This is a genomic window from Frigoribacterium sp. Leaf44 (assembly GCF_001421865.1).
In the GTDB taxonomy this organism is placed as follows: Bacteria; Actinomycetota; Actinomycetes; order Actinomycetales; family Microbacteriaceae; genus Frigoribacterium.
Genome location: NZ_LMLG01000005.1, coordinates 192,311 through 211,419, shown reverse-complemented (window position 1 = coordinate 211,419; position 19,109 = coordinate 192,311). Strand labels below are relative to the sequence as shown.

General features: G+C 68.9%; 18 protein-coding genes. 6 read left to right on the top strand and 12 right to left on the bottom strand.

Annotated features, from left to right (window positions below; all coding sequences use genetic code 11):
- Position 1 precedes the first annotated feature (1 nt).
- The 8 genes from ASE87_RS08225 to ASE87_RS08190 form a co-directional block, all read right to left on the bottom strand.
- Entirely contained in the window at positions 2 to 607 is a 606-nt protein-coding gene (locus tag ASE87_RS08225) for a hypothetical protein (RefSeq protein WP_056227528.1), read from the bottom strand.
- Positions 608 to 683: 76 nt separating this feature from the next.
- On the bottom strand, positions 684 to 1,076 hold the full coding sequence (locus ASE87_RS08220; RefSeq protein WP_082452500.1) for a hypothetical protein: 393 nt from the start codon (positions 1,074 to 1,076) through the stop codon (positions 684 to 686).
- 20 nt (positions 1,077 to 1,096) lie between these two features.
- Complete coding sequence (locus ASE87_RS08215; protein ID WP_056227523.1) at positions 1,097 to 2,188, bottom strand: Asp23/Gls24 family envelope stress response protein; 1,092 nt, start codon at positions 2,186 to 2,188, stop codon at positions 1,097 to 1,099.
- 96 nt (positions 2,189 to 2,284) lie between these two features.
- Positions 2,285 to 2,887, bottom strand: coding sequence for a hypothetical protein (locus ASE87_RS08210; protein WP_056227520.1), 603 nt, complete (start codon positions 2,885 to 2,887; stop codon positions 2,285 to 2,287).
- On the bottom strand, positions 2,884 to 3,462 hold the full coding sequence (locus ASE87_RS08205) for a DUF6286 domain-containing protein (protein ID WP_056227517.1): 579 nt from the start codon (positions 3,460 to 3,462) through the stop codon (positions 2,884 to 2,886). The genes ASE87_RS08210 and ASE87_RS08205 overlap by 4 nt, the downstream gene beginning before the upstream one ends.
- On the bottom strand, positions 3,459 to 3,812 hold the full coding sequence (locus ASE87_RS08200; protein ID WP_043597627.1) for a hypothetical protein: 354 nt from the start codon (positions 3,810 to 3,812) through the stop codon (positions 3,459 to 3,461). Before ASE87_RS08200 ends, ASE87_RS08205 begins: the two co-directional genes overlap by 4 nt.
- Positions 3,809 to 3,997 carry a DUF2273 domain-containing protein gene (locus ASE87_RS08195; protein ID WP_056227514.1) on the bottom strand — a complete coding sequence of 63 codons (189 nt, stop codon included), beginning with the start codon at positions 3,995 to 3,997 and terminating at the stop codon, positions 3,809 to 3,811. The genes ASE87_RS08200 and ASE87_RS08195 overlap by 4 nt, the downstream gene beginning before the upstream one ends.
- On the bottom strand, positions 3,994 to 4,431 hold the full coding sequence (locus tag ASE87_RS08190) for an Asp23/Gls24 family envelope stress response protein (protein ID WP_043597631.1): 438 nt from the start codon (positions 4,429 to 4,431) through the stop codon (positions 3,994 to 3,996). The genes ASE87_RS08195 and ASE87_RS08190 overlap by 4 nt, the downstream gene beginning before the upstream one ends.
- 190 nt (positions 4,432 to 4,621) lie before the next feature.
- On the opposite strand from ASE87_RS08190, the gene ASE87_RS08185 reads away from it, so the two are divergent.
- Genes ASE87_RS08185 through ASE87_RS08175 form a run of 3 tightly spaced genes read left to right on the top strand, consistent with a single transcriptional unit; the run spans position 4,622 to position 6,194 of the window.
- On the top strand, positions 4,622 to 5,257 hold the full coding sequence (locus ASE87_RS08185; RefSeq protein WP_082060218.1) for an RNA polymerase sigma factor: 636 nt from the start codon (positions 4,622 to 4,624) through the stop codon (positions 5,255 to 5,257).
- Positions 5,254 to 5,862, top strand: a complete 609-nt coding sequence (locus ASE87_RS08180) for an Asp23/Gls24 family envelope stress response protein (RefSeq protein WP_157489754.1) — start codon at positions 5,254 to 5,256, stop codon at positions 5,860 to 5,862. The genes ASE87_RS08185 and ASE87_RS08180 overlap by 4 nt, the downstream gene beginning before the upstream one ends.
- Positions 5,859 to 6,194 (top strand): hypothetical protein, encoded by a 336-nt coding sequence (locus ASE87_RS08175; protein ID WP_056227508.1) that lies wholly within the window; start codon positions 5,859 to 5,861, stop codon positions 6,192 to 6,194. The genes ASE87_RS08180 and ASE87_RS08175 overlap by 4 nt, the downstream gene beginning before the upstream one ends.
- A gap of 99 nt (positions 6,195 to 6,293) precedes the next feature.
- Here ASE87_RS08175 and hxlA read toward each other — a convergent pair whose 3' ends face one another.
- A complete protein-coding gene (gene hxlA, locus ASE87_RS08170) occupies positions 6,294 to 6,917 on the bottom strand; it encodes a 3-hexulose-6-phosphate synthase (protein WP_043597635.1) in 624 nt (207 codons plus the stop codon).
- 177 nt (positions 6,918 to 7,094) lie between these two features.
- Between hxlA and ASE87_RS08165 the strand changes: the two genes are divergently transcribed.
- A complete protein-coding gene (locus ASE87_RS08165; RefSeq protein WP_056227504.1) occupies positions 7,095 to 7,946 on the top strand; it encodes a LuxR C-terminal-related transcriptional regulator in 852 nt (283 codons plus the stop codon).
- 706 nt (positions 7,947 to 8,652) lie between these two features.
- On the top strand, positions 8,653 to 9,699 hold the full coding sequence (locus tag ASE87_RS08155; RefSeq protein WP_056227503.1) for a DUF4238 domain-containing protein: 1,047 nt from the start codon (positions 8,653 to 8,655) through the stop codon (positions 9,697 to 9,699).
- A gap of 2,189 nt (positions 9,700 to 11,888) precedes the next feature.
- Here ASE87_RS08155 and ASE87_RS08150 read toward each other — a convergent pair.
- The 3 genes from ASE87_RS08150 to ASE87_RS08140 all read right to left on the bottom strand — a co-directional run bounded on the left by ASE87_RS08150 (position 11,889) and on the right by ASE87_RS08140 (position 17,960).
- Positions 11,889 to 14,924, bottom strand: a complete 3,036-nt coding sequence (locus ASE87_RS08150) for a hypothetical protein (protein WP_056227501.1) — start codon at positions 14,922 to 14,924, stop codon at positions 11,889 to 11,891.
- Positions 14,925 to 15,925: 1,001 nt separating this feature from the next.
- Positions 15,926 to 16,441 (bottom strand): hypothetical protein, encoded by a 516-nt coding sequence (locus tag ASE87_RS08145; RefSeq protein ID WP_157489752.1) that lies wholly within the window; start codon positions 16,439 to 16,441, stop codon positions 15,926 to 15,928.
- A gap of 346 nt (positions 16,442 to 16,787) precedes the next feature.
- Complete coding sequence (locus ASE87_RS08140) at positions 16,788 to 17,960, bottom strand: competence protein CoiA (RefSeq protein ID WP_157489750.1); 1,173 nt, start codon at positions 17,958 to 17,960, stop codon at positions 16,788 to 16,790.
- 311 nt (positions 17,961 to 18,271) lie between these two features.
- Here ASE87_RS08140 and ASE87_RS08135 point away from each other — a divergent pair, with 311 nt between their 5' ends.
- The gene (locus ASE87_RS08135; protein WP_157489748.1) at positions 18,272 to 18,835 is read left to right on the top strand and encodes a hypothetical protein; all 564 of its coding nucleotides are present in this window, start codon (positions 18,272 to 18,274) and stop codon (positions 18,833 to 18,835) included.
- Positions 18,836 to 19,109 lie beyond the last annotated feature (274 nt).

The window sequence follows — 19,109 nt, the reverse complement described above, 5'->3', positions numbered from 1 at the left end:
GTCAGTCGAGGAAGTCGAAGACGAGATCGAGCGATCGGGCGGGCTCGATCGGAGCGGGCGACCCGGCCGGCGCCGCGACGAAGATGCTCAGCAGACCGTGCGGGGTCAGGACGACCGAACCGCCCCCGACGACCGGTGCGTCGGCATCGGCCGTGGCGACGAAGGCCCGACCGTCGAAGGCGTCAACGCGCTCGTCGTCGACCTGGTCGAGGGAGAGCCCGTCGACGTTCCCCTCTTCGGGCACCTCGGCGTCCATCCCGGCCGCGTCGAGCTCCTTCACCGTCGCGATGAACCCGACGCGTGACCCGTCGGCCTCGCTGGTCCACGTGCAGTTCGCCTCGTCGTCGCCGATGGTCGACGTCTCGGCGACGAGGGTCCGCCCCGTGACGAGATCACCCAGCACGACGCCCGCGGCGTCGCAGTCGGCGGGCAGGGTGAACTCGCCGGACGCCTGCTCGGCGGCGTCGGCCGTGGCCGTCGCCTGACCCGACGACGACCGACCGGCGTCACCGGAGTCGTCACCGCCGCCGGTGCAGCCGGCGAGCAGCAGCGTGAGAGCGACGGCCCCGGTGACGGTGGCGAGTGCTGGTGTGGTGCTGAAGCGCATGATGATCCCCCGGTGACGCGCCGGACCCCTTCCGACACCGCCTCAGCCTAGACGGGTCGGTCCACCTCGGGACCGGTCAGTTGCCGGGCCAGAACCGGGCGATCAGGTCCTGGATGAACGGGATCAGGTCCTGCACCTGGTCGACTCCGGCGAGGGCGACGGCCACGAGGGGCCACAGCGACACGACGAGCGTCGAGATCACGGCCGCCACCCCGAGCACCCAGGCCAGGGCACCGTTGCGCACCTTCACGACGAGCAGCAGCAAGACCAGGGCCAGGACGTAACCGATGGCGATCGCCGCGGCGATCGAGCCGACGGGCACGTCGAGGGCGCCGGCCGTGCCGCCGTCCGCCGCACCGATCAGGGTGAGGACGGGCAGCAGCACGCCGACGACGATCAGCACGCAGATCACGACCGAGGTCACCAGGGCGGCCCAGACGGCCCGTGGCCGGGGGCGTCGGGTCGTCATCGTGGTGCGCCGCCCGAACATCACTTCTCCGTCGTCGCGACGTCGTCGCCGTCGACGACGACCTGCGCGTCGCTGTCGGAGTCGACCTCGACGGTCACCGTGCCGCCGTCGACCGTCACGGTCACGTCGGCGCCGTCGGTGTGGCCTGCGTCTCCCGAGGAGGCGCGGGGGGCGTCGCCGTCCGAGGCCCGGTTCTCGTCCACCGCGTCGGCGACGCCGTCCACGGCGTCGGCAGCCTTCTCGCGGGCGCCGGCGACGACCTCGGACGTCTTGTCCAGTGCGGCGTCGGTGGCGTCGGCGGTCGTCGAGGGGGCGCCGTCGCCGCGGTCCGCCGCGGAGTCGCGGGCGTCGGCGGCAGCGTCCTTCGCCTGGTCGGCCACGTTACGTGCCTCGTCGGCGACGTCGTCGGCCTTGTCCGCCGCCTTCTCGCCGACCTCGGCGGCGGTGGCCTTCGCTTGCTCGGCGACCTCGCCGGCCTTGTCACCCAACTCGCGGGCCTTGTCGGACAGGTCGCCCGCCGCGGCCGCGGCCTTGTCGGACAGGTCGCCCGCCGCATCCGCGGCGCGGTCCCGTGCCTCGCCGGCGGCGGCCTTCGTCTTCTCGCCGGCCTCCTTCGCCCGGTCACCCGCGGCGGAGGCGGCGGCGCCGACCTTGTCGCCGGCGTCCGAGACGGCCTGCTTCGCCTTGTCCGCCGCGGCGTTCACCTTGTCGGCGGCGTCCTCGTCGGAGTCGAACGGGCCGTGCACGTCCGTGACGGTCACGTTGACCGTGACCTCCTCGCCGTCGAGTTGCCCGACGGCGTGCTGGACCTGCGTGCGGACGGTGTCGGCGAGCGTGGTGACGTTGGTGGGGTACTCGGCCACGACGGCGATGTCGACCACGAGTCCCTCGTCGGTGGTGCCGGCCCGGACGCCGGGGACCGAGCCCGTGCCGATCGCCGTGCGCAGGGCACCGGCCAGTCGCTGGGTCGAGGTGCCGAGGGCGTGGACGCCCGAGACGCCGAGGACGGTGACGCCGATCGTGTGCTCGAGGACCTCTTCGGGCGAGGTGGCGTCGGTGGACGCCGCGGCGTCGATGTCGATGGGGGTGACGTGGTGGGTGGACTCGTTCATGAGACCGGCCTTTCATCGGGGAACGTGGGTGGTGCGACGGACGGCCCCCGTCCTCGGTCGAGGGCGAGGGCCGTCCGTGCGGTGGGGCGACGGGCGTCAGTCGAGCCGTGTCGCGGACGACATCTGGCTGCGCAGTCCGCCGTTGATCTGGATGACGACGGGCGTCTCGGTGCCGAGGACGCCGTCCCAGTGGGCGACGGCCTGGTCGATGCTCCGGCGGATCTCGGTCGGCGACACGCCCCGACGGGCGTTCGCGGTGACCCGCAGGACCGACTCGCGCTTGACGCGGAAGGCGGTCACGTCGACCGAGACGATGCCCGGGGTGTCGGCCAGCGCCTCCTCGAGGACCTGTTCGGCGACCTTCGCGTCGATCACCAGGCGACCACCGGTGGTCTGGTCGCGACGCGACCCCTCGTCGACGGTGAGCAGCGTGCCGGTCTGGCCGTGCCCCTGTCGCAGGGCGAACCAGGCGAGCAGGACGATCAGCACGAGGCTGACGACCGCGACGACCCAGAGGATCCACGGCTGGTCGGTGAGGGCGTCGGTGGTCGGGCCCTTCACGTCGGAGGCACCCTGCGAGACGGTCTGCTGGACGTCGGGCAGGAGGGCGCCGACGGCGACGGCTCCGCCGGCGAGCAGCAGCACGAGGCCGATGACGAAGACCACGATGCGGTTCAGAGCGCGATTGGTGCTGTTCATGAGCCGACCGTTCCTTTCTCGGACAACTTGACCTTCTGACGCAGGGCCGGGCTGAAGTCGTAGGCGTCCAGTTCGTCGCGGACGGCCTCGTCGATGCTGCGGACGTCGGTCTGACGGCCCGACGTGCGGGTGACTTCGATCAGGGCGCTGCGCTTGCCCACGCTGACGCTGACCTGCGAGGGGTCGACGTCGCCGGCGTAGCTCGCGGTGCGGGCCAGCGAGCGGGCGATGACCCGGTCGTCGACCACGGCCACGGTGCGCTCGGCTCGCGCCCCGCGACGACCCCGGCGACCGGGGGCGAGCGACACGATGATCAGGACGAGCCCGATCAGGGCCACGACGACCGCGACGGCCGTCAGCACCCCGACGGGAGCACTCGCGGCGTCGAGGGTCGAACCGACGAGGTCGGTCGGCGCCAGGAGCAGCGGAGCCGTACCGATGGCCTCGAGGACCGCCTCGGTGCCGATCCACGCCAGGGCGACGATCAGCAACACGGCGAGGGTGATGGCGATGCCGGCCCGCGACGAGTGCGTCTCACGGCGCACGATGCGCTTGTAGAGCGATGCGGTGCTCATGCGACGCGCTTCCTCTCTCGGATGTCGGCACCGGTGATCTGCAGGTCGACCTTGTCGATGCTCGACCCGGTCAGCTGCAGCACGCGGTCACGGATGGTGGACTGGGCCGCCGTGAGGCGGTCCAGCAGGGTGCCCGAACGGCGTTCGGAGACGCCCAGGGGTGAGACCCGGATGGGGGTCTTGGCGATCACGCTGAGAGCGCCGTCGTGGTCGGCCAGCTCGACCGACACCTTCGACGCGGAGACCTCGAGGGCCTCCGCGGTGACGGCCGAGACGACCCGACGCACGGCACGTGACGTGATCTTGTTCCGGCCGTGGAGGGCCCGGTCGGCCGTCACCGCCGCGGTCACGACGACCGCCGCCCGCGGAGTGCGTCGGCGAGGCCGCGGACGTCGAGCTTGCCCTCGACGACACGGCCGACGCCGAACCCGATCGCCATGGCGATCACGACGAACACGAAGGCCCAGAAGCCGAAGGCCAGAGCGGTCAGCGCCAGGACGGCGCCGACCAGCATGCCGGTGGTCGTGGCGGTCACTTGACGCGGCTGTCGTCGGTGTCGTCGTCGTTGTCCTCGGAGGGGATGTACACGTCGGAGACGGTGACGTTCACCTCGGTGACCTCCATGCCGACGACCTGCGAGATGGCGTCGGTGACGGACTTGCGGACGTCGTCGGCGACCTTCTGGAGCTCGACGGGGTACTCGGCGACGATGACGATGTCGGCGGCGACCTGCTTCTCGCCGACCTCGACCGAGACGCCCTGGCCGCGGTCCTGCTGGTTGATCACGTTGCGGATCGCGCCGATGGCACGGGCGGCACCGTTGCCCAGGTCGTGGACGCCGCGCACCTCGCGGGCTGCGATGCCGGCGACCTTCGAGACGACGCCCTCGGCGATGGTGTTCTTGCCGGCGGCGTGGGACTGCGTGGTCTTGGCAGCGGCGGTGCTGGTGGAGGGGGTCACGTTGCTCATGGTTGCTCCTTGCTCTGGACCGGTGGACCGGTCGGTGTCGGGGTGCCCGTGAAGCGGGTCACATCATTCAGACGCATGGGGCACGGCGGGTGTCATGGTGGGTCAGCCAGCTTTCAGGCAACGGTTCACCACCACTCACATTTCGGCCATCACGTCCCCCGATCCGGGCACGGGGTGGTAGTCAAGAGGCATGGCGCGGGCCGTCCGGCCCCCGCCTCCTGGGTTCCGCCGCGTCCCGTCCCGCCCCGTCCGATCGCAGGAGGTCGTCATCACCACCGACGACCCCCTCCTCGACGCCGCGGACGCGACGCTGGCCGTGCGGGCCCGCGACGGCGACGTCCACGCCTACGAGGTCATCGCGCGCCGACACGGACCGTTGATGCGGGTCTACGCCGCGCGCCTGCTGGGCTCCGACCTCGAGTCGGACGACGTCGTGCAGGACGCGTTCCTCACCGCCTGGCGGCGCCTGGCCGACCTCGACGACCCGTCCCGGGTGCGCAACTGGCTGATGCGCATCGTCAGCAACAAGGCGGTCGACCGTCTGCGGGTCCGGCGCGACCACGACGACGTCGACCGGCTCGAGGTGTCGGCTCCGCGACACGAGACGCCCGAGCGCGTGGTCGAGGCCCGGTTGCAGCTCGACGCCATGTGGTCGGCCCTCGACAAGCTCCCCCTCGACCAGCGACGGTGTTGGCTGTTGAGAGAGACCGCCGACTACTCGTACGCGGACATCGCCGAGGCCCTCGACCTGCCCGTCTCGACGGTCCGGGGCAAGATCGCGCGGGCCCGGGCGTTCCTGATCACCGAGATGGAGGCGTGGCGATGAACATCGACGACCATTCCCCCCTCGACGTGCCCGAGACCGACGACACGGTCGACGGCATCCCGGTCGACCGCCTCGTCGACTACCTCGACGCGGGGCGCACCCCCCGCGACCCGGCCATCGAGGGGTCGGCCGCCTGCCGTCTCTACCTGCAGTCGCTGGCCCGGGTGCACGACCTGTCCCGCGCCTCCCTCGAGGACCGGGCCACCCGCGAGCCCGACCGCGACGGCGCCTGGATCGACGGCCTGCTCGACTCGATCCGACGCGAGGTCGTGGGCGGACGCGAGATCCCGGTGGGCCACCCCGACCCCGCGGTGCGGTTGAGCGTGACGGAGGCCGCGGCACGAGGGCTGGTGCGCCGGGCCGGTGACGAGCAGTCCGGCGTCGTGCTCGGATCGACGGCCTTCGAGGGTGACCTGACGACGGCGGGGGCCGACGTGGTCGTGCGGGTGACCGCCGCGGCCCGGTACGGACTCGACCTCGGCGCCGTCGCGGACGAGCTGCGCACGCGCATCACCGAGACGCTGACGCGGCACACCGGGCTGACCGTCGTCCGGGTCGACGTGCTCGTCGACGACGTCTTCGTGGCGAGGGAGGACGACCGATGAGCGACGACCTGCTGTCCCGTGACCTGACCGAGGTTCTGCGCGGCGTCGAGGGCGTGGTCGACGTGTTCGACGCGCACCCCGTCGTCGAGGGTGCGGTGCGGGCCGTGGCGGCCGGTCTCGACCTCGCGGGCTCGACCGGCCTCGTCGAGATCTCGCGGGCGGCCGGCTCGGTGTCCGTCACCGCCCACGTGGCGACCGCGCTGGACTCCCCGACGCCCGAGACGCTGGCCCGGGCGGCCGATGCGCTGCGGGGACGCCTGGCCGCCTCCGGCCTCGCGGGCGACGGCGTCGTGGTGTCGGTCTCCGCCCGCCTGGTCGACGCGCCCCGCTGACCGCGGGACGACGAGGAGGCGCGGTGCCGGTCCGACCGACACCGCGCCTCCTGCGCGTCAGCGCTCTCTCGTGAGCCGCTGCGGGTGGTGCGTGTGCTGCTACTTGATGGCGGCGCGGATCTCGGCGGCGGCACCGGCGACGTCGTCGGCCGAGTAGATCGCGGCACCGGCGACGGCGACGTCGGCTCCGGCGTCCTGGACCGAGCCGACGGTGGCGGCCTTGACGCCGCCAGCGACCGAGAACGGCACGCCCGACGCCTTGCCGGCCTCGAGCAGCTTCTCGAACGTGAAGCCCTCTTCGGCCTGCTCGTCGAGCCCGGCGTGCATCTCGACGAACTCGGCACCGAGCGCGACGACCTCCTTGGCGCGGGCGGCCTTGTCACCGACGCCGATCAGGTCGACGACGATGCCCTTGCCGTGGGCCTTGGCGGCCTTGACGGCACCCGCGATGGTGCTGTCACCGGCGACGCCGAGCACGGTCACCAGGTCGGCGCCGGCCTTGAACGCCTCGCCCGCTTCGAGCTCGCCGGCGTCCATCGTCTTGAGGTCGGCGAAGACGATCTTGTCGGGGTGCGCCTCTTTGATGGCGGTGATGGCGCGGAAGCCCTCGGCCTTGATCAGGGGCGTGCCGAGCTCGATGATGTCGACGCTGGGCGCGGCGGCGGCGGCCAGCTCGAGGGCGGCGTCGGTGGTCAGGGTGTCCATGGCGAACTGCAGCTTCATGTGGTGCTCCTCGTGGGGGCGACGGGGCCCGATCGGGCCTCTGGGTACGTCGTCGATCCCGTTGCCTTCGATCCTGGTCCGACGATGCTGTGAGAGCAGCCCCTCGACGGGGGCGTCCCACCCACCCGTTCGGGTAGGGAGGGTGGCATCGGGTAGGTGGACGCCTAGGGTGGGCCCATGAGCCACACCTCGCACGACGGCCCCACCCGAGCCGGTTCCGACGCCCTCGCCCGGACGCTGGCGTCCGAGCACGCTCGGGCGACAGCCGACCTGGTGGACCGGCACGCGATGACGCTCGAGTCCGTGCTGGCCGCCCTGCGCTCGCGACGCCTCGACGACCGGGCGGCGCGGGCCGAGGCCATCGACGTCGCGGCGGGGGCCCTGGTCGCCCTGAGGACCGGCTCCGACCGCGACCGGGGCACGACCCTCGAGCCGGTCGTCGGCGCCTTCGCGCGCCTCCGGTCCGATCTGCGTCCGCTCGTGCGCTTCGGCGACCTGGACGTCCAGTTCGTCGAGCCGCCGGCGACGGGTCGGGCCCTGCCGGGCGACGTGGCGCACGTGGCCCGGGCCGTCGTCCGGAACGCCGTGCTCACCTTCGTCGACGCGGGTGACGCGCGTCGGGTGCGCATCCAGTGGGACTGCGACGGCCTGAACCTGCTGATCGCGATCCGGGACGACGGAGCGGGCGAGTTGACGGCACACGACGACGCCCTGCGGCCGATCACGGAGCAGGTCTCGGGGGTCGGGGGCGAGCTGACGGTGGCGTCGACGGTGGGGTGGGGCTCGGAGCTGACGGTGCGCCTGCCGCTCGACCCGCCGCCGTCGAACGAACCGTGGGAGCTGGTCGGGGCTCTGAGCGAGCGCGAGCGCGAGGTGCTGCACCGCGTGGCGGCCGGTGACCGGAACCGCGACATCGCGGCAGCGCTCGGCATCAGCGACAACACGGTGAAGTTCCACGTCTCGAACCTGTTGCGCAAGCTCGGGGCCCGCAGCCGCACCGAGCTCGCCTCCCTCGCCTCGTCCCCCTGACCCGGGGCGTCTGCTGGCGTCGCCGGCCGAGTGGGCAGAAGATGCCCTTCCCGTCGGGATGAAGGACATCTTCTGCCCACTCGACGGACGAACGTGGGCAGGAGTGGTGACGGGCGCGGCGCGAAGCGCCGAGCCTCGTCGTTCGGTTCGCGCCGAAGGCGCACGCCGCCGGAGGCGGCCGAACAAGCACCGAAGACGAGAAAAGCCCCTGCCGTGTAGGGCAGGGGCTTTCGAGTTCGCGCCGAAGGCGCACGCCGCCGGAGGCGGCCAGACAAGCACCGAAGACGAGAAAAGCCCCTGCCGTGTAGGGCAGGGGCTTTCGAGTCGCGTGCGCCTGGACGGGGGCGGCGCGCCAGCGCCGCCGGGCCGCTCGGGGGTTCGAGTCCCGGAGGGCGCACGAAAAAGGCGGCCCACGCAGTGGACCGCCTTGTGCTCGTGCGCCTGGAGGGACTCGAACCCCCAACCTTCTGATCCGTGGTCAGATGGTTGCTCGACCCGTGTTGAGGCTGAAGTCGCGCCTACAAAGCGGGACGACCCCAGCGCAGTCGATCGGCTTCTGCCACTGAGAACCATCGAGATGCAACAGAGTGGAGCCATTTAAGACGAGCAAAAGGGTGAGCGGGGCGAACTCGCGGCTTTCACAGCCGCTGGCAACGCCAAGCCGAGTGGCTCGGCTATAGACGCGCCGCGTCGTAGAATCCCAGCCATGACCCCGGTGGCGAAGTTGCACCACTTCGTGCCGCAAGCCTACTTGAGAGGCTTTGCGACCGAGAAGGAGCGCATCGTCGCCGTTCCCCTCGACACAACACGTTCGCCCTTCACCACTGTGGTGAAGAATGTCGGCGCGCAAACGCACTTCCACACCATCCCGGGCGTAGAGGAGCCCGACGGTTTCGAGAAATTCCTAAGCTCCGTCGAAGGCGAGGCAAGCGCGATCATCCGCCGCATCGAAGGCGGCGAGTTCCCACTGCCGCAGGAAGACCGGATGACGCTCTCCCACTACCTGGCGCTTCAGGCTGTCCGAGGACCTGACACTCGTAGAACGATCGAACACCTCCAGGCGAAGATGATCCGACTCGAAGTCGGCGCCGGCGGCCGTCAGAACGTCGGGAAGTGGATCCAGGGCTACTTCGGCTTCGACGCAGACGAAGATCAGCAGCAGCGCATCTGGGATGAAGCCACGCAACCTGGAGGTCCGCCGCTGACGATCGCGGTTGGCGATCACATAAGGCACATGGTCGAGACAGCGGAAGAGCTGACCGTCTACCTCGTGACGCGGCCGTGGTCGCTGCACCAGTTCGACAGACGTTCCCTCATCACCTGTGACGCTCCGGTCAGCCTCATTCGAGGCAGGGACGACGCCGAACCCTGGATGGGCGTCGGCTTCGCCAATGCGTCGGCCATCTCGGTACCCCTGACTCGTAAGCTCGGCCTAATCATGAGCGATCCCCTCGTTCTCCTGGAACGTTTCGAGGACGGCGACCCAGGAATCCAGCAGGTCCGTGACCGCGTCGTGGGTGGTCAACTGGATGCGGTCCAGGTAGGGACGACCGCAGTGGAACGGCTATTCAACGAGCACACGGCGCACAACGCCCGGGAGTACATCTACCGTCATCCTGACGACCAGCGGTTCGTCCCAGCGGAACTGCCGGGTCCCAACCTCATCACCATGGACGCCCACGGCCTGCTGGACGCTGATTTCGATGGAGAGCCATGGTTCGGCAGGGACCGGGGGCAGAGCGACCAGGATTAGCGCGGAGCAGCACGTATCACCTCAGGAGGCGACCGACTCTCAACTCGGCGACACCGCGGCCTCCGACGCATGTCGCCTCTCCGACGTCAGACCTATACCTGCGTCTCTCAGCTGGCGAAGCTGCGGCTGAGCTTCTAACCGAACTCGACGACGTCTCGGGCTGCGGGAAGCCAACGGCGCTCATGCTCGAGCAGGGCCTCCTTCGTGCGGCCCCGCGGCGAGGTCAGGAGGCTGTCAGCCAGGGCCTCGGTGTCGGAAGGGACTCTGCGAAGCCCGTCCCGGTCATTGGCGTTGGCACATGGGCGGTGTCACCGATGGGCGCCGTCCGCCCCCTCGATTAGCGTGTCGGGGATGTACTCGGCGATGGGGACGCTCGGGGTTGCGCCGTCGTCGACGAGTGCTGATGCGCGCATGAGTCGAGATGCGGACTGAGAGCCTCACTCCGCCACTGCAGGAGGTGCTCGTCGCTTTGTCCCAACCAATCGAGACACAGATGTTGTGGCAACTGCCCGCCCCGAGGGGCATCGAGTCTTAGGCCACATTACGGAGCCTCGTCGACTGGGTCGGTTCGGCGCGTTCCGACTTCGTCCTTGTGGAACCCATCGAGATGAGCATCACGCACCGGTGGGCTCAGTGCATCGGCGGCAACCAGACTCCGCTCCTCGTCCACGAGGGCTTGAAATGCGCTTTGGGATGGTCACCCCGGCTGGCGCACCGTCTGCCGAACCGCTTGTCGCGATATACGCGGGCGGCGTCAAGCCGCGCGGCCCCGATGCCAAGCCTGAGGTGGCGACTGGCCAGCCCAGTGCGCAGATATGCGCATGTTCCTCAGCGAAGAGGTGCGGTCTACAGCAGCACGTACCGGGCGTCGGCTCGGCAATGTCTTCGACCTACCCAGCGGATTCGGGTGCCGTTCGAGAGACTGGGACAGAAGCCGGCAAAAGCCCCGCGGCTTCGAAGATGTCGGTGCGGGACATCTCGCTTGACGCGAATCGCCACCCCAGTTCGGCACTGACGCGTAGGAGGGCTCCGATACGCGCCCGTGCGTCGCGCTCAAGGATGTTCCGCTCGCTTTGCGCCGTTGCACGGTCAATGACTGAACACTGCAGCTGGTCGTGAACGTGATCCCAACGAACAGCCACGTCGATGCGCCTACTACTCGCCTCCTCCACGTAGGTGAGGCTACCGAGGGGCGCCCCGCCCTTGAAACCGACGTTGACTGTCTGTAGACGCCACCCCGGCGCCACCCACATGGTGTCCATGCCCCATACGACTGCGCCGTCGCCGCTTGCACCGAGGCCGCGCACGCGGTGCTGCCCATCTTGCATGGCTGCACTGCCCATGTGCTCCCCCTGGTTGCTGACGGTTGCCCTCGCAGCCGATGTTCTCGGACGTCGTTGGTTTCACACGCTTACGCCTCTTGCCACACGAAGATGCTGGTTGCGTCGGCCAAGGCCTCAAAGACGCCAGGCCCGCCGTCCGCTGCCCGCCGGTACGCGTCGTAGGAACGGTGTGTTCTGGGGCCAGCGTAGTCATCCGGTTGGGTCCGCCCCAGACGAACTTCCGGCGGGGTCGGGGTGTGTCCGTCGTAGCGTCCGTTGGTGCTCCTGGGCTGCTCGTGATTGGTCATGGCTCCTACGTGTGCGGCAAGTGATCCTTCCGGGCGCTATGGCATACGGACGCCTCATACCGCTAGTCGCGCTCCGGCCTGCGGAAGCGAAGCAGCGGGCGTTAGGCCGTGGCCATGCCGGGGTCGCTCGCCCTCAATACGTCGTGCGGCAGCCCCCTGCTGGGCTCCTCTGTTGCACGCCTGCGGCGGAACGATCGGTCCCGCTAGGGGGACTTTGGTCGCGCCACCCCCTGGGGCGTCCGGTCGCGTCCCCAGAACCAGAGGGGACTTTGGTCGCGCCACCCCCTGGGGCGTCCGGTCGCGCGAAGTGGGGCGCTAGGTCGCGCCCCACTCCTGAGACTCTCGGACGCCCCGGCAGAGCTGGGGGGCTTCTAGTCGCGCCCCAGGACTAGGGAGACTTTGGTCGCGTCACGTCGAGCAAGAGGCGGCACGCGCACATCGCAGTGCCTTGAAGACTCCAGGGGCCGGTTTCGGTCGAGGTCACCCCTTACCCGGTCCCTCACGCCGCATCTCTGGGGCATCACCTGCAGTGAAGCGATGCCCCAACCACGCATCAGTGTCAGGCGGTCATGTCGCCCAGGAGCACGTCGAGGCTCACGGGCACGCCCCGCGTCTGACCCTTCTGCCCAGACAGCCGGTAGACGAAGTCGGCGCGGTTCTCCTTGGTGCCCTGGTTGGCGTAGTGCTCGTGGAGCAGTCCCTCGTCCTTGAGGTTGCGCCACGTGCTGCGGGCCTCCTGCCCGGCCGGCAGCAGCTTCGAGTTGTGCCTCTGTGCCGTCTCGAACGCGAGCGTCCGGTTGAACATGACGACGTCGAGGGTGTCACCCTTGGGGCGACGGATGAGGTGCCCGATGGGGACGGCCCCGGGTCGCGTCACGAACTCACCGTTCTTGTCCACGAACCATCCCAGCTGCGCGTTCGCGTTCACGTTGACCCCCGTGCCCGCCGAGGGGACCGGCGCATCGCCGAGACCATGAGAGCCTGCGATGTACGCGCGCCCTGCGGCGAGGTCGGACCGGATGGCGCGAAGCAGCGCACGTGCCGGTGTGGTGTTGGCCTGGGAGGCGTAGGCCTCCTTGAGGACGGTGGCGACACGTTCGGGGAGGGTCGTGCCGTTGTCGGCGTTGAAGAGGTCGAGGAACGGGGTGTAGCCGACCATCTCGCAGAGGATGTGGATGGGAGCCAGGCCGAGCATGAGGTCGACCGCCATCTGCGCGTGACGAGCGGGAGACTTCGCAGGGTTCTCGCCCGAGTCGATGACTGTCTTTGCGGTCTCCGAGAACCTGTGCGACAAGACCTCGAGCTCGCGCATCATCACGTCCCAGCCGTTCAGCACGGCGAGGTGCTGCATGGCCTGGACGGAGGCGTGCATGATGCGTCCGGGGGCACGGCTGTTGTCCCGGAAGTGGTCGAAAGCGTCGATGACCGGGCTGTTCAAGCTCTCCTTACCGATGTCGAGGATGACCGTGCGGTCGCGGACGGAGTTGATGGTGTGCTCGTTCTCCGCGGTCACGATGAGGAGTGCCCTTGGGGTGAAGACCTCGCGGGCCTTGAGGTCCGAGCCGGAGCGGCGCCTCGATGACTTGTTGTGGATGTTTCGGATGGTGTCGCCGAGCTTGGCCTGCTCCGACTCGCTCTGCCGGCGGTCGGCGGAGGGTGCGAGGTCGTCCATCACCCAGACGTTGCTCTGCGCGAGAGCCTGCTCCGTGCTGGTCGCGGTGTCTTTCATGGAGCCCGGGAGGGACTTGTTCGTCCAGGTCTTCCGCGCCTGGTGGAACGACAGGACGTGGGACACCGTCCAGCTCTTGCCCCCGCCGGGAGGGCCCTGGACGTAGAGGACGGTGGTGCTCCTCATAGGGACCGACGGGCGGAGGCCGGCGGCAAGGACGGCGGCTGCGATGTTGGGGTCGGTCCAAGGGCCGAGCGTGATGTAGTGCTCGTACAGGTCGTGGAGGTCGCTGCGGACCTGGGCCTTCCACTCTTCGGAGAGCACAGCTCCTCGGAGGGGCGGGAGGCTGAAGTTTGCGGCGCCGGGCAGCATCTCCTCCGTGACGCCAGGCAGCGTCGCTTTGGCCCCGGCGGTCGTGCTGGCGATGACCGTGCGGCCGGAGATGAACGCGCAGACCGGAGACCCGTCGACTGGGACCCATCCCATGCTCGACCACGCGGTCTCGCGTCGAACCGGGATGGTCTTGTTGCTCTTGACTGCTTGCAGCCAGTCCTGTCCCTTTCGGGGCGGCCACTCCGGGTGCAGGAGCACGTCTTCAGGGACGTCCGCTCCCTTCTTGCTCCACTCGGACGGCGGGTTCTCGAGTATTTCCGGGGGTCCAGTGACCGTTGCCTCGACCGTGTCGCCGTCGTCGTCGAGCCAGGCCAGCCGGATGCGGACGCTCTCCACGCGAGGGCTGTCCTCCTTGACATACCCGCGGCCGAAGATGCCGGTCTCGACCTCCTCCTCCATCGGAGGACGCCGCGTGACGTACGCCTCGACGCGCCCCCCGATGTTGCTGCGAAGAAGCCACCTGTTGAGCGACTCCTCGCCCAGCAAGCCCTCCCGCCCGGCGACGAACTCCTGCACGGTGGTGCCGTCCTCTGCGACAGCCCACGTCCCGACCTTGACGTCACCCTGGGGCCTCGGCGGAGCGTCGGGGAGGTCAGTCTCGATGGTGGCCAGGACGTCGTCCCAGTTGCCGTGCTGGGTGAGGAAGTCGTCGAGACCGACCTTTCCCAGCTCGAGCCTCTCGAGGTCCTCGGCCGGACGACCGGGGGTGTTGTTGAGGTTCAGCAGGGCGACTTCGGCGCCCTCGTTGCGGGCGTACCCCCAGAGCTGGTTGGCCTGGTTCCACACGTTCCAGTTGGTGGCGAGGTCTCCGTCGAAGGCGAGGAGCATCGTCCGGTTCTTCAGGCTGAGGCTCACCCAGACGTCGTTGTGCTTCCAGTTGGCCACCCCGACGAAGGAGAGGATGAGCACCCGGTTGCACTCGGGGACGGTGAGCATGAGCTCGCGGAGGGCAACGTAGGCGGCGTCGCCGCCCTGGTTGCGGGCGATGTGCAGCTGGTCGTCGGTGATGCCGTTGGCGCGGAGCAGGGCGGTGAGAGCGGCGTCCCCCTTCAGGATTCCCTCCGTGATGAGCACACGCCGGGCGTTGGTGAACCACTCTCGCGGGGTCGAGGGGTGGGCGTCGATGACGGACTCACTGCCGGTGAGGTTCTCGTACTTGACGAGCTTGCCGGTCTTGGGGTTCTCCCTGGGGCTCGCCGGGCGCAGCTGCAGCGTGGTCGGGGCCGGTCGGCGGCCATCGCCGGACTCCTGGACGGCGACGTCGGCCCGGAACCAAGGCAGAACGAGGGTTCCGTTGCGCTTGGCGGCTGCCCTGACCTGAGACGTCAGCTTGCTGTTGGCGTTCCCGAGGCCGTTCTTGCTGGCGAAGTCAGCGACCTCCCCGGCGTCGAGGTGCAGGTAGCCGCGGGCGGCGGCGACGAGCGGTGAGACGCCGCTGTCGGCGAGCTTGTACGCGCCGCTGTAGTAGACGTGGGGCGCGTAGTCGTCGCGGGTCCAGGGGGTGAGGGGCGAGGGGGCTGAGTTGGAGGTCATGTCTCCTCTGTGCGAGGAGTCAGAGGACGGCTGGGAGGGCTGCACGTGGAGTGCGGAGACAGGGTTCGTGGTGTGGGTCATACCTGTTCTGTGCGCAACCGAACGGGACGGCTGGGACTTCGCGCGGTGACGACTGACGACGAGCGTTTCCTGAGGGCGTCTACGACCCGTGTGATCCCGGCTGATCCAGGCTCTGGATCGGCCTACTCCCCCGGAAACTAGGGGCTAGAGGGGCATAGAGAGAGAAGAGATCCAAGATCCAATTTCTTTTTCTTCTTCTAGGGCCGCACTCACTGTCTCCTTTCGCCCGTTCTCCTCTCAGGCTGTCTAACCACCAGCCACGAGGTCGTGGATCTCGGATCAGACTGCCCAGAAAAGCCACTTGGTCTGGTCTTTCTTCAGATCCAGCTGTCGGCTCCGGACACGGAACGGCGGATGAAGCCTGCGCAGCTTCGAAAGGCAGGCATCAGAGGAACCGGCTATCAGGCCAGCCGGCTGCACTCACGTCCTTGCGTCACTTCAGGCCGTGGCGTTTTGCCAGTGACTTCCCCGTTTATCACCACTACCGAAGGTCGAGCACAGCCCGATCGACCGAAAGACGAGCCCGGAGGAACGGAACACCTTGCTGACTATTACCGGGCGACCTTCGCCAAACAAGAAAGGAAGCCACACACACGGAGCCCGTGCTCGTCCGGTCCTGATCAGAAGGACCTCCGCCTCCCGACGTTTAAATCGCTTCTAGACAAAGGAGCCGCCAAGCGCATCGAGGGGCAAGTCCGCATCTGCGGTGTCCCATCCTCACCCGTGCGACCATCGGCAAGCTGTCCTACAGCAGCGAAGCCCGGAAGGTCACCAGCAGGCCTGACCAGCACGTCGAAGAGGCCTGGCCCGCACACTGCAAGACAATCAAGCCGTAAAAGAATGCACCCCCGACCGATGACGGGCCGTCCGCCATCCGGTCCTAAACCCAGGGCAGCGCCGGCCCCACCCCCTGGGCCGTTTCAGTCGGCGAAGAGGGCCCTGAGCTCATCGCTAGACGACGGTTGGTCGCTGCGCCGGATCTGGTCATGCACCCAAGCCACACGTTTCCGCCTCGCTCTCCGCAAGAGCCCGATGCTGATGACCGCGGACACCAAAGCCGCGCCCCAGACAGCCCACGTCCAGTCCGCGCCGGGAGTGGTCCACAAGGCGCTGCCTGCAGTGGCCCACAGGGCGGCACCCCACGAGAAGAAGAGAACGTATGTGACTGCAATGGCGATGAACACTGCATGCGCAGCACTGGTGTTCCGCGCATCCTTCAATGACAGCCACTCCCACACCTTCTCGTCACGCTGACGTACGAGAGCTGCACGGACTTCGCCCGCAGGCATCGCTGCGACCGAGGCAGTGAGCTTTTCAATGAGAGACGCAGCGCGGGCGTCCACGCTCAGAGCGACAGCCACCCCAATGACGGCGGTGACGGCTCCAACGACGCCGAAGACGAGCTGGGACACGAAACTGACGCCAGTGAGATCCACTCGTTCATCCTGGCGTAGGTGACGGACCTGCCCGGCCACCATCGCTGCCGACTCACCTGCCGCTGAGTCCGCCCACTTCCGCCGCGTGTCTCCCATGCATGACCCGAAGCCCTCGCAATCCTGGCAGGCGAGATCCGCACAAAACCTGTCCATCACGGATGGTCCATTGAGAAGATACGACTGCAGGCACGATTCGGTGTCGGTTCCGGGATGGCCACCCTAAACAACCGATGTAACTGTCCGGCCACTCCGCCCGACATTAATCGTTTCCAGGCGGCACGCACGGACAATCCCCCCCGACTGTTCCCGCAGCCCTCATCGTCTGACGACGCACCACCCCGACGGCTCAGCGAACCGGCAGCGGGTCCGCGTCGATCGGCCCCGGCCAGGTGCCGAACGAGTTAGAGGACACCAGCCCGCCCGATTCGTTCCGCTCCGCCGGGAAGACGACCCCGTCGGCATCCACGGGTGCGCATTGACCGTGGCCGGTATCGACGCAAAGGTGCTGAACAGCCGTCACACGCCGGTCGAGCGGCACCCGCGCCGGCGCCACCGGCACCGTGTACGAGGTCCAGTTCCTACGCTTGGCGACGATGAACCCGTCGCCGAGATGCCATCGGCACCGCGGGCAGTGCTGCGCCACGTAGTTGACGTCGGACTTCTGGCTGTGCGCTGCTCGGTACTCCGTCGCCGTCGGCAAGGAGCTACGGGCGATCGCCGCCCGCACCTCGCCTTGGAACAACGATTCCGGGCGGTCCGTGGCCCAGGTCGGGTACCTCGCGCCGAGCGACACCGTCCCGAGCTGCCCGCACCGCGTCTGCAGCTGCAACCCGCCGAGCCACCAGAACGAGAACCATGCGCCGCAGCGCTCGTTGTGGCACTTCGCCATCGCGGAGACGACCTCGACGGCGTCGACGACCGCTTCGTACCGCGGCCGGATTTCACTGCGGAACCACCGGGTCAAGGCATCGCGCATCGGCATGAACTCGGGGGCCTGGGCGAACCCCATCGGGATCTCCATCTCCAACGCCTCCGCCATGCCGCGCACGTTGTACAGGCCGCGATCGCGGTTCTTTGGCCCCACCAGCCACACACAGTCGACCTCGGACCGTTGGTACCGGTCGGTCCGCGCCGCGAACTCTTCCGCCGCCTGCGAGGCCCACTGCACCTCGATTGCCACCGAACGAGCACCCGGTCGGGACACCAACACGTCCGCGATCCACGACCGGTCCGGCGCCGGCGCCTCGACGATCGCGTCCCACCCGTGCTCGCGGGCGACGTCGGCGACGAGCGCCTTCGTCGCCAGGTGCTCCGGCGACTCCGGGCCACCCTCGTGCACGTCGCACGCAGCCTTGTGCCGGAAGTACCGAGTGCCCGCCCGTTCGACCGGGCCACCTGGCTCACCGCAGGCCATCACGAGCCCCCGCTCCCGATAGGTCGCACGCAGCGATGCCCACGAGTCATCGTCGAGCCGCCACGCCTCTACGCGCTCACAGCCCCACACAGCCACCAACGGCACCGGCGCCCCCTTGTCCCCCGCGCTCGCCCCAACCCTAGAAATTCTCCGAGGTGAACGAAACCCCTTAAACACGCGGCATCGAGGCAGCGGGTCGTGCCGGCCGATGCCGTCCTAGCGCAGCTTATTGTCGAGCTCGAGCTGTCCGAGGAGCCGCGCCCCCACCTTCTGCATGCCACGGGTCCAGTCGTCACTCACGTTGCGCAAGTGGGTGTGAGCACCGGGGCTGCGGACGCACTCGCGGTCAGAGCAGGCTGTCGCAACTGTGCCCTACCGACGTATTTTTGACTGATGCAAGCGACGTTGGAGGAACGATGAGAGGCCCAGCCCCTGAGGCCCGCCGCGACACCGAGCACCTGGTCGCGCCCGTTGCCGGAATCGCCGAGCGTGAGGAGCTCCTCGCTGCCATCCGCGACCACCTCGAGGGCGTGGACCTCCGCCCCGTCATAGACGTCCTCGGCGGAGTCGATGCCATGGCCAGACGGATGCTCGCCAGCGTCCCCGGCGCGAACGTCTACGACGATGCGCTCGGCCCGTTCTACGACACCACCAGCCTCGGACGCTGGAAGAGCATCCGCCGCCAGTCGATCGACGGCCAAGTCCGCCGAGGCGACGTGCTCTGCGTGACGACGCCCGAGGGCCATCGCCTCTACCCGTCGTTCCAGTTCGACGGCCCCGACGGCACCCCGCTGCCGAACCTTGCCCGTGTCCTCGCCGTCCTCGACCCGCGTCGCGCCGACGTCTGGGGCAACGCCATCTGGGTACGTAAACCGCGTCCCGAGCTCGGCGACCGCTCCCCCGCCCAGGCACTGCGCGACGGCGACGCCGACGACGTCATCGCGCTCGCCCGCCAGGTCGGCGCGCTGCTGGCGTCGTGACGTCCCGCAACGACCTCTTGCAGCACTCACCGCAGCCGGGCCAGGACCTCACAGGCTTCCCCACAATCGACGGCTCCGATGCACGGCAATGGCGGGCGCCGTCCGCTTCGATCTGCCCGACACCGGCGACATCGGCACCTGCCACTTCGTCGACGAGGTCGAGACCGCCGTGCGTGAGAGCCTTGGCCCTCGCCTGTCCGCCGACCAGACCGTCACGCCCGACCTGCCCACGGCATACACCGTCTCCGCCATCGTGCCTGCCGCGCCGCGGCGG

Excerpts from the sequence above, each read along its gene's own strand:
- hxlA (WP_043597635.1), bottom strand. The coding sequence starts at position 6,917 with ATGAAGCTGCAGTTCGCCATGGACACCCTGACCACCGACGCCGCCCTC.
- ASE87_RS08150 (WP_056227501.1), bottom strand. The coding sequence starts at position 14,924 with ATGACCTCCAACTCAGCCCCCTCGCCCCTCACCCCCTGGACCCGCGAC.
- ASE87_RS08165 (WP_056227504.1), top strand. The coding sequence starts at position 7,095 with ATGAGCCACACCTCGCACGACGGCCCCACCCGAGCCGGTTCCGACGCC.
- ASE87_RS08190 (WP_043597631.1), bottom strand. The coding sequence starts at position 4,431 with ATGAGCAACGTGACCCCCTCCACCAGCACCGCCGCTGCCAAGACCACG.
- ASE87_RS08210 (WP_056227520.1), bottom strand. The coding sequence starts at position 2,887 with ATGAACAGCACCAATCGCGCTCTGAACCGCATCGTGGTCTTCGTCATC.
- ASE87_RS08205 (WP_056227517.1), bottom strand. The coding sequence starts at position 3,462 with ATGAGCACCGCATCGCTCTACAAGCGCATCGTGCGCCGTGAGACGCAC.
- ASE87_RS08135 (WP_157489748.1), top strand. The coding sequence starts at position 18,272 with ATGAGAGGCCCAGCCCCTGAGGCCCGCCGCGACACCGAGCACCTGGTC.
- ASE87_RS08220 (WP_082452500.1), bottom strand. The coding sequence starts at position 1,076 with ATGACGACCCGACGCCCCCGGCCACGGGCCGTCTGGGCCGCCCTGGTG.
- ASE87_RS08180 (WP_157489754.1), top strand. The coding sequence starts at position 5,254 with ATGAACATCGACGACCATTCCCCCCTCGACGTGCCCGAGACCGACGAC.
- ASE87_RS08225 (WP_056227528.1), bottom strand. The coding sequence starts at position 607 with ATGCGCTTCAGCACCACACCAGCACTCGCCACCGTCACCGGGGCCGTC.
- ASE87_RS08185 (WP_082060218.1), top strand. The coding sequence starts at position 4,622 with ATGGCGCGGGCCGTCCGGCCCCCGCCTCCTGGGTTCCGCCGCGTCCCG.
- ASE87_RS08215 (WP_056227523.1), bottom strand. The coding sequence starts at position 2,188 with ATGAACGAGTCCACCCACCACGTCACCCCCATCGACATCGACGCCGCG.
- ASE87_RS08175 (WP_056227508.1), top strand. The coding sequence starts at position 5,859 with ATGAGCGACGACCTGCTGTCCCGTGACCTGACCGAGGTTCTGCGCGGC.
- ASE87_RS08155 (WP_056227503.1), top strand. The coding sequence starts at position 8,653 with ATGACCCCGGTGGCGAAGTTGCACCACTTCGTGCCGCAAGCCTACTTG.